The 14,770-nt window shown below is 38.1% G+C and carries 13 protein-coding genes; 10 read left to right on the forward strand and 3 right to left on the reverse strand.

Annotated elements, in window-relative coordinates; all coding sequences use genetic code 11:
- Positions 1–53: 53 nt before the first annotated feature.
- The gene (locus tag QJV33_RS05295) at positions 54–671 is read right to left on the reverse strand and encodes a trimeric intracellular cation channel family protein (protein ID WP_281462335.1); all 618 of its coding nucleotides are present in this window, start codon (positions 669–671) and stop codon (positions 54–56) included.
- A 21-nt stretch (positions 672–692) separates the two neighbouring features.
- Positions 693–1,580 carry a ribokinase gene (locus QJV33_RS05300; protein ID WP_281462336.1) on the reverse strand — a complete coding sequence of 296 codons (888 nt, stop codon included), beginning with the start codon at positions 1,578–1,580 and terminating at the stop codon, positions 693–695.
- A gap of 340 nt (positions 1,581–1,920) precedes the next feature.
- Here QJV33_RS05300 and QJV33_RS05305 point away from each other — a divergent pair, with 340 nt between their 5' ends.
- Positions 1,921–3,291 (forward strand): NAD-dependent succinate-semialdehyde dehydrogenase, encoded by a 1,371-nt coding sequence (locus tag QJV33_RS05305; RefSeq protein WP_281462337.1) that lies wholly within the window; start codon positions 1,921–1,923, stop codon positions 3,289–3,291.
- A gap of 113 nt (positions 3,292–3,404) precedes the next feature.
- Positions 3,405–4,400 (forward strand): methyltransferase domain-containing protein, encoded by a 996-nt coding sequence (locus tag QJV33_RS05310; protein ID WP_281462338.1) that lies wholly within the window; start codon positions 3,405–3,407, stop codon positions 4,398–4,400.
- Here the strand turns inward: QJV33_RS05310 and QJV33_RS05315 are convergent, their stop codons facing one another.
- Positions 4,401–5,723: a UDP-glucose dehydrogenase family protein gene (locus tag QJV33_RS05315; protein WP_281463391.1), complete on the reverse strand. Its 1,323-nt coding sequence runs from the start codon at positions 5,721–5,723 to the stop codon at positions 4,401–4,403.
- 364 nt (positions 5,724–6,087) lie between these two features.
- Here QJV33_RS05315 and QJV33_RS05320 point away from each other — a divergent pair, with 364 nt between their 5' ends.
- The 8 genes from QJV33_RS05320 (at position 6,088) to glpK (ending at position 14,766) form a co-directional block, all read left to right on the forward strand.
- Positions 6,088–6,858 (forward strand): MlaE family ABC transporter permease, encoded by a 771-nt coding sequence (locus QJV33_RS05320; RefSeq protein ID WP_281463392.1) that lies wholly within the window; start codon positions 6,088–6,090, stop codon positions 6,856–6,858.
- Positions 6,855–7,652, forward strand: coding sequence for an ABC transporter ATP-binding protein (locus tag QJV33_RS05325; RefSeq protein ID WP_281462339.1), 798 nt, complete (start codon positions 6,855–6,857; stop codon positions 7,650–7,652). The genes QJV33_RS05320 and QJV33_RS05325 overlap by 4 nt, the downstream gene beginning before the upstream one ends.
- Positions 7,653–7,661: 9 nt before the next feature.
- Positions 7,662–9,059 carry a DNA repair protein RadA gene (radA, locus tag QJV33_RS05330; protein ID WP_281462340.1) on the forward strand — a complete coding sequence of 466 codons (1,398 nt, stop codon included), beginning with the start codon at positions 7,662–7,664 and terminating at the stop codon, positions 9,057–9,059.
- A gap of 36 nt (positions 9,060–9,095) precedes the next feature.
- Positions 9,096–9,782 carry a tetratricopeptide repeat protein gene (locus tag QJV33_RS05335; protein ID WP_281462341.1) on the forward strand — a complete coding sequence of 229 codons (687 nt, stop codon included), beginning with the start codon at positions 9,096–9,098 and terminating at the stop codon, positions 9,780–9,782.
- Positions 9,783–9,903: 121 nt separating this feature from the next.
- Positions 9,904–10,653: an IS6 family transposase gene (locus tag QJV33_RS05340; protein WP_281462342.1), complete on the forward strand. Its 750-nt coding sequence runs from the start codon at positions 9,904–9,906 to the stop codon at positions 10,651–10,653.
- A 244-nt stretch (positions 10,654–10,897) separates the two neighbouring features.
- Entirely contained in the window at positions 10,898–12,403 is a 1,506-nt protein-coding gene (gene glpD / locus QJV33_RS05345) for a glycerol-3-phosphate dehydrogenase (RefSeq protein WP_281462343.1), read from the forward strand.
- Between the two features lie 30 nt (positions 12,404–12,433).
- The gene (locus QJV33_RS05350) at positions 12,434–13,225 is read left to right on the forward strand and encodes an MIP/aquaporin family protein (RefSeq protein WP_281462344.1); all 792 of its coding nucleotides are present in this window, start codon (positions 12,434–12,436) and stop codon (positions 13,223–13,225) included.
- 38 nt (positions 13,226–13,263) lie between these two features.
- Entirely contained in the window at positions 13,264–14,766 is a 1,503-nt protein-coding gene (gene glpK, locus QJV33_RS05355) for a glycerol kinase GlpK (protein WP_281462345.1), read from the forward strand.
- Positions 14,767–14,770: the final 4 nt, after the last annotated feature.

Below are 14,770 nucleotides of genomic sequence, written 5' to 3' on the forward strand. Positions count from 1 at the left end.
TTTTATTAGGTGTTTCTTTCTTTTAGAAAAAATATAAGAATCATGCAAGTTGTTTATTGAACTTGTTTAATTGATGGTAAATTCCATTTAAATTTCAAAGAGAGCAATCGAATAGAACTGCAAATTAGAATGGCCAACCATGGCGCTAATGCGGGGTTAATGATATTGTTTTCACCCAATAATTGAATAACAGCACCAACAATAGCGGCAGAGGCATAGATTTCTTTGGTCAACACAGAGGGAATGGTTGTTGTTAATGTATCTCTGAGGATTCCTCCGCCTACAGCGGTTACAATACCTAGTAGAATTGCTAGCTCACTATTGCCAGTAAAGAAATAGGTTTTATGTGCACCAAAAGACGCAAAAAAACCCAAACCTATGGCATCAAAAAACAAGGTAGGATGATTAAGTCTCAATAGTAATTTTTGAAAGAAACCACATAGAAAAACCGATAAAATTACAATGATGAGATATTCTAGATTAATTAATCCAGCAGGGGGAAAGGAGCCAATGCAAATATCACGGATCACCCCCCCCCCACAGGCAGTAATAAAAGAGATAACAAAAACGCCAAAAATATCTAAATTACGGTTAATAGCAGCCAAAGCACCACTGATTGCAAAGGCAAGCGTGCCAATCAAATCAACATAATGAAAAAAATCATAATTCATATCGGTTTAAAACTTTATGTATTAATATAGATCAGAGCTTTCCAACTCTTGTAATGTTGGCATTCCCCCTTGAGCTCCAGCACGTGTGACAGATAAGGCAGAAGCTTGCAATGATTTTCTTAAGGCGATTTCCAATCCTAGATGTATAAAACAACAAAAAGCACCACAAAATGTATCTCCAGCCCCAGTACTATCAACAACTGGAACAGAGTAAGCTGGTAAATGGTGTAATTGTTGATGGTTATTTTTGTATAATACGCCTTTGCTACCCCATGTCATGATAATTGGTGTTGTAGAATTGAGAATAATATTTTCTGGGGTATCAGATGGATTGCTTCCTAGGGCAATGATTTCATGTTCATTGGGAAGGAGATAACTGACTTTTTCTGTGACTTCTTTGGGTAAAGGGCGCATAGGGGCGGGGTTAAGAACAATAATTTTATTGTATTGATGCGCAATTTCAATGGTTTTGATTTGTGTATCTAAAGGGATCTCTTGTTGTAACAAAATAATATCATTTTTTTTGATTAAATCTGTAGCAGCAATAATATCATTAGGAGTGATCGTATTATTGGCACCATCAGTGACAATAATATGGTTTTCGTTTTGTGATCGTGTAATAAGCGCGGTTGCAGAGGGTTTGTTTGTTCGAATAAGAATATGATCTGTATTAATATGGTTTGCTTTTAGGTTTTGGAATAACATATCTCCAAAATTATCTTTACCTAATGCTCCCAACATAGTCACGTTGGCTCCAAGTTTGGCAGCGGCAACTGCTTGGTTATTTCCTTTCCCTCCACAACTGACATGTAAAGGTCCACCTAGTAATGTTTCACCAGGTTGTGGGAAACGATCTACATCGGTTTCTAAGTCTGCATTTAAACTGCCAATAACCAAGATATAATTCATAATAAAGATTCTTTGCAATGAAAGTGGGATATAATTATGCGTTGGTCTGATGATACTATAAAATAGGTTGCGTTTTAACTTTCTTTTTAAAGAAGCATCATTTTATAAATCTCTTCATAATAGGATAATTATAATTTTTGGGCGATTTATTAAGTGGTGCAATAAATCAAATATATTTTACTTAAATTATTCAAAGAGTTCATTATACTGAAAAAAAGTATAACGATTTTGTTTGATATTCTTTTCTTTTGAAGTATATTGATAATTAGGATTATATTTGTACTATTTATTGAGTGCGATATAATTTAGAAAAACAACTTTTAAGGAGTTATAGTTCGTAATGGCTTACAAAACGGTTAATCCTTTTAATAATAAAGAAGTAAAATCATTTACCTCATTAACAGAACAAGAAGTTACTGCAAAAATTGATCAAGCAGATGCTTGTTATAAAGAATGGCGTAAAACAGATTTTGCTACACGCCGTGCAGTGATGAAAAAAGCTGCAACAATTATGCGTGAAAATAAAGCAAAATTTGCAGCTCTTGTGACTTTGGAAATGGGTAAATTAATTTCTGATGCAGAAGGTGAAGTCGATTTAACAGCTGATATTTTTGATTATTATGCTGATAACGCAGAAGAATTCCTTGCTCCTGAAATTTTAAAACCAAAAGATGGTCGCAAAGCGTATGTTGAACATGATTCCATCGGAATCATTTTGTGCGTTGAGCCTTGGAACTTTCCATATTACCAATTAGTACGTGTTGCAGCAACCAACCTGATGGCTGGTAATGTTGTTATGGTAAAACATGCGTCTATCGTTCCGCAATGTGCTGAAGCATTTGAAAAATTAATGTTGGATGCTGGCGCACCAAAAGGTGCTTATACGAATTTATTTGTAGATTCAAAGCATATTGCTGCAATTATTCACGATCGCCGTATTCGTGGTGTGGCTGTTACAGGCAGTGAAAAAGCTGGCGCTTCTGTTGCTGGTGAAGCGGGTAAAGCATTGAAAAAATCTACTATGGAATTAGGTGGCAGTGATGCTTTCATCGTTCTAGAAGATGCAGATTTAGACAAAGCTTGTGAATGGGGTCTATGGGGGCGTATGAACAACACAGGGCAATGCTGTGTTGCTGCTAAACGTTTCATTGTTGTTGAATCTGTTGCTGATAAATTATTAAAACAAATGACAGAATGTTTTTCTAAGTTAAAAGTAGGGGATCCAATGGATCGCAGCACAACATTAGGACCGTTGTCTTCTGAAGCTGCTGCACAAGAAATTGCTGAATTAACTGAAACAGCGATTAAACATGGTGCAAAAGCTGTTATTGGTGGTAAACGCCCAGATATGCCAGGCGCATTTATGGAAGCAACCATTTTAACAAATATTACCAAAGAAAACCCTGTATTTTATAAAGAATTCTTTGGTCCAGTAGCAATGTTCTTTACTGTTCCTGATGAAAAAGCTGCGATTGAGCTTGCAAATGATTCAGACTTCGGTCTAGGCGGCACTGTGTTCTCTAAAGATATTGAACGTGCGAAAAAAGTTGCTAGCCAAATTGATACAGGAATGGTGTTTATTAACCGTCCAACATGGACAAGTCCTGACTTGCCATTTGGTGGCGTAAAGCATTCTGGTTATGGTCGTGAACTTTCTAAAGAAGGTATCTTAGAATTCGTAAATCGTAAATTGATTTATATTGAAAACTAAGCAGGTGACTTTAATTATACTCTTGTGTAATTAAAACGCTGGCGATAATTTAAAAGAAGGATTTGCCAAGTTGGCAAGTCCTTCTTTTTTTAATAGAAAATGGTTTTGACATTATGGTTTCTTTTCTTGAAAAACGACATCGCAGTTTGCGCAATGGAATTCATTTTGGTCAGGATCGTTGTCTTGAAATTGGAGCTTTGGTTGATCCTGTATTACGTCGTCAAGATGGCAATGTATTTTATGCGGATCATTTATCCACAGATAATTTAAAAAAACAGTTTTCTTGGGATCCAGATTTTAAATTTGATCAATTAGTAGACGTTGATTTTGTTTGGGATAATCATCAACCTTTCAAAGAATGTGTGAATGGTTCTTTTGATTATGTTGTGGCATCTCATGTGGGTGAACACGTGCCTAATTTGATCGGATGGATCGATCAAATCAGTCAAGTTTTAACGCCTAATGGGCAATTACGTTTGGCTTTGCCAGACGGTCGTTATTCATTCGATATGAAAAGACAAACAAGCAAACTTTCAGATTTGCTGGCAGCATGGATGAAAAAATCCTATTGCCCAGAAACGCATTTGGTGTTGGATTTTGCTTTAAATAAAGTCGATGATCAGTTGGTTGAAGAAATGCATCATCGTTATGTCCAAGATTTTGATGCTTCTGATTTGCCCAGTCAGTTTCCTTTTCATGAGGTATTACAATGGGGCGAAAGAACATTAGACCCAACACATTATGAAGATGTTCATTGTTGGGTATTCTCTTTAAATTTATTTGCTAAATTTATGATTGTTTTAACTGAGCATGATATTTTAAAGGTGGCTTGTGCAGGATGGCATGAAATTGATCCGCCACATAGCTATGAATTTATGGTTTTCATGACTCCAGAAATGGACAAAGAGAAAAGAGTAACGAGTTGGAAAAAGGCATATTCCCAGACTAAAACAAATTTAGTATTCTCTTATTCACAAGATTTAGAAGCCATCACTCAATTACAACAGGAAAATATTCAACTTCGAGAAGAGTTGCGCTCTATGTATGCATCGTCATCATGGCGCATAACGGCTCTGTTACGCGCCATAGTTAAATGGTTAAGGAAGTAGTTATTTTTTTTGTGGTCGACCAATCGAATAATATTCAATTCCTTCGTTGGTCATTACTCTTGGATCATAGATGTTGCGTAAATCGATAATTAATGTTTTTTTCATCCATTTCTTTAAATTTATGGGGGATAAAGAACGAAACTCATTCCATTCGGTTAAAATAACCAAAGCATCTGCATCCGTCGCAGCTTCTTCAATACTATTATAATATTGGACATTATTGGGAAGTAAAGGCTGTGCTTTTTCATTACCAATTGGATCGAATGCTTTGATAATCGCACCTTCGTCGACAAGGCGATGGATAATGGGTAAAGAGGCAGATTCACGCATATCATCGGTATTTGGTTTAAACGTTAATCCTAAAATAGCAATGGTTTTATTATTGATATTGCCACCGCATAATTGAATAATACGTCCGCTCATATTTGCTTTTCTAGCATCATTTGCTTGGGCAGCCGTTTCAATCATACGTGTGGGAGTGCCTGCTTCTTGGGCAATGCGAATAAGGGCTAATGTATCTTTTGGAAAACAAGATCCACCAAATCCAGGTCCTGGTTGTAAAAAATATTTACCAATGCGAGGATCTAGCCCCATTGCCTTGGTAATATCTTCAATATTTCCACCGACTTGCTCACATAAATCAGCCAGCTCATTAACGTAAGAGAGCTTCATTGCAAGAAAACAGTTTGATGCATATTTTGCAAGTTCAGCGCTTTCTAAATTTGTAAATAAAATAGGTGTTTCACGTTGGAACAGGGGTTGATACATTCTGGTCATGACACCTTGTGCGCGTTTGCCATGATCAGCTTTATCTTTTTCAATACCGATGATAACACGATCAGGATTCATGCAATCTTTGATCGCATCACCTTCTCTTAGAAATTCGGGATTAGAGGCGACATCAAATTCCAAATCAGGATTTTTTTGTCTGATAATTTGCGCAATACGACGACTTGTCCCAACGGGAACCGTAGATTTCGTAACAATGACAGCATATTGTTTTAAATGCGTTGCAATTTGTAATGCGGCTTGATGGACATAGGTCATATCTGCGTGACCGTCGCCATTGCGCGGGGGCGTTCCAACAGCGATAAAAATGGCTTCACATTCAGGAATAGCCTCTTCTATTTTATCAAAAAATTGCAAGCGATTGGCTTTGATATTGTTCTTTGCCAATATATCCAAACCAGGTTCGTATATTGGAATTTCTCCTTGCTTTAAAACGTTTAAACGAACAGGATTTGTTTCAACAACATTCACATGTAATCCAAATTCAGCAAAGCATGTTGCTGAAACCAAACCAACATATCCTCCACCAATCATTGCTATACGCACAGTTATTCTCCTGGTATGGTTTAACGATAAAGATAAATAGATATTAAAATATATCTGTATTTTTTCTAGCGTAAAGAAAAATATTAGGAATAGAATATGTTCGATGAAAATAGTTTATAAAACTTGATCTTTTGGAAAAATATCTACTATTTTGGGGTAAGAAAGAATAGTTTTTGTATTTGTAATCTTGTGATAATATTGATTTCATGACAGTTTATGAATGTAAATTATCATATTGTTATTGATATGAAATTGTGAAATATAGGACAGTCAACGCAGTGGTACTATTGAGTGAAAAGAATAATTATCGTAAAGGTTGTGTAGTGTGATACGACAATTAAGTAAGCCTTTGATGTGGGTTGCTTTATTAGGGCGCATGGTTTTAAGCGGCATCCAAGAAGCGGGTACTTTGGCGTTATTTGCGTTACAAGGTATTATCAATATTTTTTCCCCTCCATTTTATTGGCGCATTTTTGTCGGCAGCATGATTAATATTGGGTATTTATCTTTACCTGTCGTGGCATTGACCGCACTTTTTTCAGGAGGGGTTATTGCGTTACAATCTTATACTGGTATGGCGCAATATCATGTGGATAGTGCGATTGCCGGTATTGTTGTTTTGGCAGTGACTCGTGAGCTGGGACCGGTTTTGGCTGGATTGATGGTGGCTGGACGGGTTGGTGCTGCAATGGCTGCTGAAATTGGCACGATGCAAGTGACGAATCAGATCGATGCTTTGCGAACTTTATCTACAAACCCGATTAAATATTTAGTCGCACCTCGTTTATTAGCAGCAACCATTGCGTTACCTTTTTTGGTGATTATAGCGGATATTTTAGGTGTTTTGGGTGGGTTTACGGTTTCGATTATGAAACTAGGATTTACGCCACAAGGGTATATTATGGCAACGTTTAACACTGTTAAACCAATGGATATTACGATTGGATTGGTTAAAGCAGGTGTGTTTGGCTTTTTAATCGCGTTAATGGGGTGCTATCATGGATATCGCAGTAAAGGTGGCGCACAAGGTGTGGGAGCCTCCACAACCGCTGCTGTAGTCGCGGCATCGATTTTACTCTTGGTTTTTGATTATTTATTGACGGATATTTTCTTTTCAAAATGACCCAAACTGTTCCCAAAATACGCATTCGTAATTTATCTAAATCCTTTGGCAGCAATCATGTATTGCGTGATGTTAGTATGGATGTCGAAGCAGGCACATCTTTTGTCATTATTGGTGGGTCTGGAAGTGGAAAGTCTGTTTTATTGCGTTGTATTTTGGGATTAATGGTTCCAGATAGTGGCATTATTGAAATCGACGGACAAAATATTTTTGATTTATCCTCTGCCCAGCGTAACGAGACATTGCAACAAATGGGGATGTTGTTTCAAAATGCTGCATTATTTGATAGTTTACCAATTTGGCAGAATGTAGCATTTGCTTTGTTATGTGGCCATCGCAAGAATAAACCCAAAGTCAGTCGTCACGAAGCGTATGAAACCGCTTGTAAAATGTTAGAATTGGTCGGGTTAGACCCCGATATCGTTGCATATTTATATCCCGATGAGTTGTCAGGCGGGATGCAAAAACGTGTCGGTTTAGCCAGAGCGATTGCTTCAAAACCAGAAATTATTTTCTTTGACGAACCGACAACAGGACTAGACCCTATTATGGGGGCTGTCATTGATGAGTTGATTAAAAGTTGTGTGGATCAATTAGGATCCACAGCAGTTGCAATCACACATGATATGGCTTCTGCACAACGTATCGGGGATCATGCGGCGATGTTATATAAAGGTGAGTTAATTTGGCAAGGAAGAGCCAAAGATTTGCTAATGACTGACAATCCTTATGTGCATCAGTTTACTCACGGTTTGCGTCAAGGCCCGATTAAAGTTGAAACAAAAGTAAAATAGAGGCTTGGGGTGGCAAAAAAGCCAGTTAAACAATTTGTTTGTCAAAGTTGTGGTTCGGTTTATCCCAAATGGACAGGAAAATGCGAAGCGTGTGGTGAATGGAATACGATCGAAGAAGAGCAAGTTCAAGCCACACCTTTATCCGTTGTTGAGCATCGACGTGGGCAAAAGATTGTTTTTACAGGATTAGATGGGGATAGTGCACCACCTCTTCGTCAAGAAGTTGGTATTGCAGAGCTAGATCGTGTTCTGGGCGGTGGATTAGTTCAAGCATCAGTGAGTTTGGTTGGTGGCGATCCTGGGATTGGTAAATCGACTTTGTTATTGCAAGCAGCTTGCGCACTATCCAAACAAGGTCGGCGTGTTCTTTATATTTCTGGTGAAGAATCCATTAATCAAATCAGAATGCGGGCTAATCGCTTGGGGTTAGAAGGCAGCGAGCAGCGCAAAAATATAGAACTGGCAGCATGTATCAATGTGTCAGATATTTTGGCAACGTTAGAGACGGAGCAAAATATTACCTTGGTTATTATTGATTCTATTCAAACGATGTGGTTGGATAGTATCAATGGTGCGCCAGGAACCGTTAGTCAAGTCAGAGCCTCTGCTTTTGAACTTATTCGTTTGGCTAAGAAAAAAGAATTTTCTTTAATTTTTGTTGGTCACGTGACCAAAGAAGGCTCTTTGGCTGGTCCAAGGGTCTTAGAACATATGGTCGATGCGGTTTTGTATTTCGAAGGGGATCGAGGGCATCAGTTCCGTATCTTGAGAGCAGCTAAAAATCGCTTTGGGGCTACGGATGAGATCGGTGTTTTTTCGATGACAAGCGAGGGTTTAGCTGAAGTTTCAAACCCATCAGCGTTATTTCTGGCTGAACGTCATGGTAATATTGCAGGATCAGCCGTTTTTGCAGGCTTGGAAGGTACCCGCCCTGTTTTATTAGAGGTTCAAGTATTACTTGCCCCTAAAGCTGGTGATTCCGCACCAAGACGCACGGTTATCGGTTGGGATGGTGCACGTTTAAATATGTTGTTGGCCATTTTAGAAACACGATGCTCTTTGCGGTTTAATAGTGTGGACGTGTATTTAAATATGGCTGGCGGACTAAGAATTACCGAACCAGCAGCTGACTTAGCTGTAGCTGCAGCATTGGCCTCAGCACTTACACGACAACCGACTTCTCCAGGTTCTGTCTTTTTCGGTGAGATTGGATTATCTGGCGAAGTTCGCCAAGTTCCTCAAGCAGATTTAAGAGTCAAAGAGGCTCATAAATTAGGGTTTGATGAGGTTGTTTTACCAAAGCGGGTTGCAAAAGGGAATACAAAATTATCTGAGCCAAAAGGTTTGCGTTTGGTTGAGATTGGACATATTACAGATTTGATTTCTCAATTCACGATGGGTGAGTAGTATTTAAATAGCTGACGAGTTAAGGAAGAAAGTATAATGAAATTAACTAAATATGTCTTGCTTGCAAGTTTGAGTTTTGTGTGTTTGGCTCCAAAATCTTTTGCTGCTGATACAAAGGAAGTAAATGTTTCCGAATTAACATATCAAGCGAATCAAGGTAATACGAAAGCACAAACTGCGCTTGGAGAGTTATATAAACAAGGTAAAGAGGTTCCTAAAGATTATGCCAAATATATAGAATGGTATACCAAAGCTAATGCAAAAAATGGGAGCAATATTAATATTCAACTTAGCAAAATGTATTTTGAAGGTAAAAACCTTCCTCAAGACTATATTGACGCTGCGAATAAAGGGGATGTAAAAATTCAGCTTCTTCTTGGGATGTTATATTCTAAAGGTGATGGTGTTCCTAAAGATTACAAACAAGTAGTCAAATGGTATACGAAAGCTGCAGAGCAAGGAAATGTTGATGCTCAGCTGTTATTAGGTATTATATATGAAGATGGTGAAGGAGTGCCACAGGATTATGCAAAAGCGTTAGAGTGGTATAAAAAGGCTGCTGACCAAACGAATGTCGATGCTCAAATATTACTAGGTAGTATGTATAGATATGGAAAAGGTGTGCCTAAAAATTCTGAAAAAGCATTAGAGTGGTATAAAAAGGTTGTTGAGCAGGGATATCAAGAGATCCAGCATATGATTGAGGTTATGCCAAAGGAATAAAGTAATATTGTAATTAAATGTAATATTTAACATAGAAGAAATATGGTCTTGTCGCAAATTTAATTATGTATTTTAGTATGATGTAGAAATGGAGTGAGTATTTATATTTTAGGAACGATTTATGTTTATTGGTATCTATAGCAAGTTTATATTAAGGTCTAAGGATGATTTTAAAGGTCGTCATTTTAATGGATTGATGATTATCCAAGTGGTAAACTGGTATTTACGCTATTGTCTTAGCTATCGAGATATTGAGAAATTATTCCTAAAACGTGGGATAAATACAGATCATAGCACGTTAAATCGTTGGGTATTACGCTATGCACCACTATTAGAAAAACGTTTGAGAAGCTATAGAAAACCTCATTGTGGTGAGGTGAGGATTGATGAAACCTATATCAAAGTAAAAGGTCAGTGGAAGTATCTATATAGAGCCATTGATAAGAATGGAACTGCTATTGATTTCTTATTAACAGCTAAAAGAAATATCAAAGCAGCACAACGTTTCTTTAGAAAGGCGTTTAAAAAAGATGGTCTATTCGCTCCAACCCATATTGGAACAGATAAAGCATTACCGTTTCCAAAAACCATACAGACCATGAAGAATGAGTATATCCTTCCCAATCACTGCGTTCATGAAACAAAAAAATCCTTACAACAGGGAATAGAAAATGATCATTTCAGGTTAAAGAGGGGTATACCAAGAAATGGCTGTTTTCAATCTTTTCATACAGCAAGAAAAACACTCAAAGGATATGAGGCCATTCTCTGGATTAAAAAAGGACTGGGTTTTAAAGGAAAATGGACAATCAACGAACAAATAAAGCTCATTCAAAGCATATTCGGTCTAAATAATAACATATTCGTCTAAATTAGCTCGCTTTATGGCTAATTACAGCCCCATTCAATATTTGCGACAAGACCCTCTATATAAACGATCATTGTTATCCTAGGATTTTAATGATTCTATTTTCCCTTAAACAATAACAATGCTGTTATATAAGGTTTTTTTATCGACCAGGTTTCAATATATAAAAGATTTACAACATAAAAATAATGTTATCTAACTGAATAGACTTACTTTTAAAAACCATAAGATAATTTAGGAGATATCAATGTCTGCTCAAACGGTTTACGACTTATTGATTATTGGTGGCGGAATTAACGGAACTGGAATAGCCAGAGACGCTGCAGGTAGGGGGTTGAAAGTATTGTTGGTTGAAAAGGATGATCTTGCACACCATACCTCCTCTGCCAGCACGAAACTAATTCACGGAGGTTTACGTTATTTAGAATATTATGAATTCAGATTGGTAAGAGAGGCATTACAAGAACGCGAACGTCTCTTAAAACTCGCCCCTCATATTATTCATCCGCTTAAATTTGTTCTCCCTCATCGCAATGCGGTTCGCCCAGCATGGATGATTCGTGCTGGTTTATTTTTATATGACCACCTTGCATGTCATCCAAAACTTCCCAATGCCCAACAAATTGGATTACAAAAATCTCCTTTCGGAAAACCATTGCGAAATGATATTAAAATAGGCTTTACCTATTCAGACTGTGCGGTTGATGACAGCCGATTGGTTATTTTGAATGCAAAAGGAGCACGCAACAAAGGGGCAGATATTCGCACACAAACAACTTTATTAACCGCAAAACGTAAAGAAGATGTTTGGGAAGCGGTTATTCAAAACAATAAAACCCAAGCACAATCAACAATTCAAGCAAAAGCAATGGTAAACGCAGCAGGTCCGTGGGTTGCAAAAATCTTAGAGAATTTGCAAGTTCAAAGTTCAATGAATGTCCGCTTGGTCAAAGGTAGCCATATTGTGGTGAAAAAACTCTTTGACGGTCCACAAGCCTATATTTTACAAAATGCAGACAAACGTATTGTGTTTGCCATTCCTTATCATGAGGAATTTACATTAATTGGCACGACTGATCTGTCATGGGATCAATCCCCAGATGCATTACCTAAAATTGACCATAATGAAACGCAATATCTATGTGATTCGATTAATAATTATTTTACCAAAAATATTACACCACAAGATGTCATATGGGATTATTCTGGGGTCAGACCTTTATATGATGATGCCGCAAGCAATGCCTCTGCAGTAACACGTGATTATCACTTGGATTTAAACCAGAATGTTGGAAAAACTCCGCTTCTCTCTATTTTTGGTGGAAAAATTACAACATATCGACGTTTGGCGGAACATAGTATGGAACAATTAGCACCTTTCTTCCAATATAGCCGTGGCGCGTGGACTGCATCAGAGGCACTGCCAGGGGGGTATATTACGAATGGTGACTTTAAATTATTTTACAATAATTTTCGCAAAAATGTTCCTTTCCTGGATGAAATGACATCAAAACGCATGGCACATGCCTATGGAACGGATATCTTTGAAGTTCTTAATAAAGCAACCAGCAAGGAAGAACTTGGGACTGACTTTGGTCATGGATTAAGCCAACGAGAAGTTGATTACTTGATTGAAAAAGAGTGGGCTATAACAATAGAAGACATCTTATGGAGAAGAACAAAATTAGGGTTATATTTCTCTCAAGATGAGATTCAAACTTTACAAAAATATTTAGCGGAACAACTCCAATAAATTTTTCTTATTTTAGAAAGTGTTTGCTTGATGTCTCCTATTACAAAATTTATTGGCGAGCTGATTTCAGAAGCTGTTGCCGTTGCGATTATTATATTTATCGGCTGTTCATCGGCAGCCATGCTGTTATTATATGATCCAAGCCCCTATCAAAATGCTTATTGGGGAGTCGCCATCGCATGGGGGTTGTCTGTTACCTTCGCCATTTATGCAACTGGGAGCGTCAGCGGAACTCATGCTAATCCAGCAGTAACTTTGGCACTCGCCTTATATCGAGGATTTTCGTGGAGAAAAGTTCCCGCCTATTGTATGGCGCAAATCTTTGGGGGTATTTGTGGGGCTGTTCTGGTATATTGTTTATATTCCCCAGTCATCGATCATTACAATACAACACACCATATAACTCGCCTTCTGGGCGGTAGTGCGGGTGTATTTGTTACTTCGCCAGGATTGGCAATCACCCCCATACATGCTTTTTATGACGAAATTTTGCTGACTGCATTTTTAGTATTCAGCATTTTTGCCATTACAGAAAGTTATAATACCGTTGCCCCTCAGGCCAATAGTGGTGCTTTTATGATTGGTCTTGTTGTTGCAGCCATTGGGGCTTCTGCGGGATACCTTGAAGGGTGGGCCATTAACCCTGCACGTGATTTGGGACCAAGAATTTTTATTTATCTTGCGGGCTGGGGACCTTCGGCTTTCCCAGGACTTCCCAATTATTGGTGGGTCCCTATTGGTGGTCCATTTATTGGGGGCATTCTTGGTGGTGGTGCATATCAATTACTTATCAGACCTTTTTTACCTCGCCCAATTGTATAAACATAAATATTTTAATAATGAAGTGGATATAGAAACCAATGTCTAAAGATCAATATATCATTGCCTTGGATCAAGGAACAACTTCTACACGCTGTATTATTTTTAATCAAAAAGGTAAGGATATTTCAACGAGCCGCAGAGAATTTGCACAATATTATCCTGAATTAGGCTGGGTAGAACATGATCCAGAAGATATTTGGAATGATGCCATTTATACCATTAAAACAGCGATTGCTGAGGCAAAATTAGAAGGTAACCTTGCTTCTATTGCAGCCATTGGAATTACCAATCAACGTGAAACGGTTGTTGTATGGGATAAAGCAACAGGAAAACCTATTTACAATGCAATTGTGTGGCAAGATCGGCGTACGTCTGCCTATTGTCACAAATTAAAAGCTGACGGTTTTGAAAAAACAATTCATGAAAAAACAGGATTGCTTCTTGACCCTTATTTTTCAGCAAGCAAATTGGTTTGGTTATTAGACCACGTTAAAGGAGCCAGAAATGCCGCAGAGCGCGGGGAACTGGCATTTGGTACCATTGACAGTTTCTTATTATGGCGCCTTACAGGTGGGAAAGTTCATGCAACCGATGCTACAAATGCCAGCCGCACATTATTGTTTAATATTCAAACACAATCTTGGGATCCTGAACTTTTAAAAATATTTAATATACCTGAAACCCTTTTACCCGAAGTAAAAGATAACAGCACTTTATTTGGTATAACAGCCCCCCATTTATTCGGGCATTCTATCCCCATTATGGGCATGGCTGGGGATCAACAGGCTGCATTAATCGGTCAGGCCTGTTTTGATGTTGGTATGACCAAAGCAACTTATGGAACAGGGTGTTTTATGTTACTCAATACGGGGGATAAAATGGTTATCTCTAAAAACCGTATGTTAACCACGACAGCCTATCGTTTAAACGGTAAAGCAACCTATGCCTTAGAAGGATCAATCTTTGTTGCTGGGGCTGCCATTAAATGGCTACGTGATGGTTTGGGTCTGATTACTCATGCCTCACAAACCCAAGATATGGCAACTCAAGTTGAGGATAATCACCAAGTCTATATGGTTCCAGCTTTTGTTGGTTTGGGCGCACCCCATTGGGCGCCTGATGCCCGTGCTATTATTTCAGGACTAACTTTTAATGCAACGGCTGCCCATATCGCCAGAGCAGCCCTTGAGTCCATTGCTTATCAAACTCATGACCTTGCCGAAGCCATGAAAAAAGACAGTGATAATGATGTTTTAACCTTACGTGTTGATGGCGGTATGTCCGCAAATGATTGGTTTTGCCAATTCCTATCAGACATCATGAATATTACCGTTGAAAGACCCTCTTATATCGAAACAACGGCTATGGGTGCAGCCTATTTAGCAGGCATGGGTTGTGGTCTTTGGAGTGATCTCTCTGCGATTCAACATCATTGGAAACAAGGCGCAAACTTTATCTCTCATATGAAAGAAGAAAAAAGAAAGGAAAAACTAAAGGGCTGGCAACATGCCTTAAAGCAAGCTTTGTTACAAGAAGAATAATTTA

The organism is Commensalibacter nepenthis (genome assembly GCF_029953305.1).
GTDB classification, from domain to species: domain Bacteria; phylum Pseudomonadota; class Alphaproteobacteria; order Acetobacterales; family Acetobacteraceae; genus Commensalibacter; species Commensalibacter nepenthis.

What these genes read in the sequence shown, in the direction of transcription:
- QJV33_RS05325 (WP_281462339.1), top strand. Translation starts at nt 6,855, where the DNA reads ATGACCCAAACTGTTCCCAAAATACGCATTCGTAATTTATCTAAATCC.
- QJV33_RS05295 (WP_281462335.1), bottom strand. Translation starts at nt 671, where the DNA reads ATGAATTATGATTTTTTTCATTATGTTGATTTGATTGGCACGCTTGCC.
- QJV33_RS05315 (WP_281463391.1), bottom strand. Translation starts at nt 5,723, where the DNA reads ATGATTGGTGGAGGATATGTTGGTTTGGTTTCAGCAACATGCTTTGCT.
- QJV33_RS05310 (WP_281462338.1), top strand. Translation starts at nt 3,405, where the DNA reads ATGGTTTCTTTTCTTGAAAAACGACATCGCAGTTTGCGCAATGGAATT.
- QJV33_RS05305 (WP_281462337.1), top strand. Translation starts at nt 1,921, where the DNA reads ATGGCTTACAAAACGGTTAATCCTTTTAATAATAAAGAAGTAAAATCA.
- QJV33_RS05340 (WP_281462342.1), top strand. Translation starts at nt 9,904, where the DNA reads ATGTTTATTGGTATCTATAGCAAGTTTATATTAAGGTCTAAGGATGAT.
- glpK (WP_281462345.1), top strand. Translation starts at nt 13,264, where the DNA reads ATGTCTAAAGATCAATATATCATTGCCTTGGATCAAGGAACAACTTCT.
- QJV33_RS05320 (WP_281463392.1), top strand. Translation starts at nt 6,088, where the DNA reads ATGTGGGTTGCTTTATTAGGGCGCATGGTTTTAAGCGGCATCCAAGAA.
- QJV33_RS05350 (WP_281462344.1), top strand. Translation starts at nt 12,434, where the DNA reads ATGTCTCCTATTACAAAATTTATTGGCGAGCTGATTTCAGAAGCTGTT.
- QJV33_RS05335 (WP_281462341.1), top strand. Translation starts at nt 9,096, where the DNA reads ATGAAATTAACTAAATATGTCTTGCTTGCAAGTTTGAGTTTTGTGTGT.
- QJV33_RS05300 (WP_281462336.1), bottom strand. Translation starts at nt 1,580, where the DNA reads ATGAATTATATCTTGGTTATTGGCAGTTTAAATGCAGACTTAGAAACC.
- glpD (WP_281462343.1), top strand. Translation starts at nt 10,898, where the DNA reads ATGTCTGCTCAAACGGTTTACGACTTATTGATTATTGGTGGCGGAATT.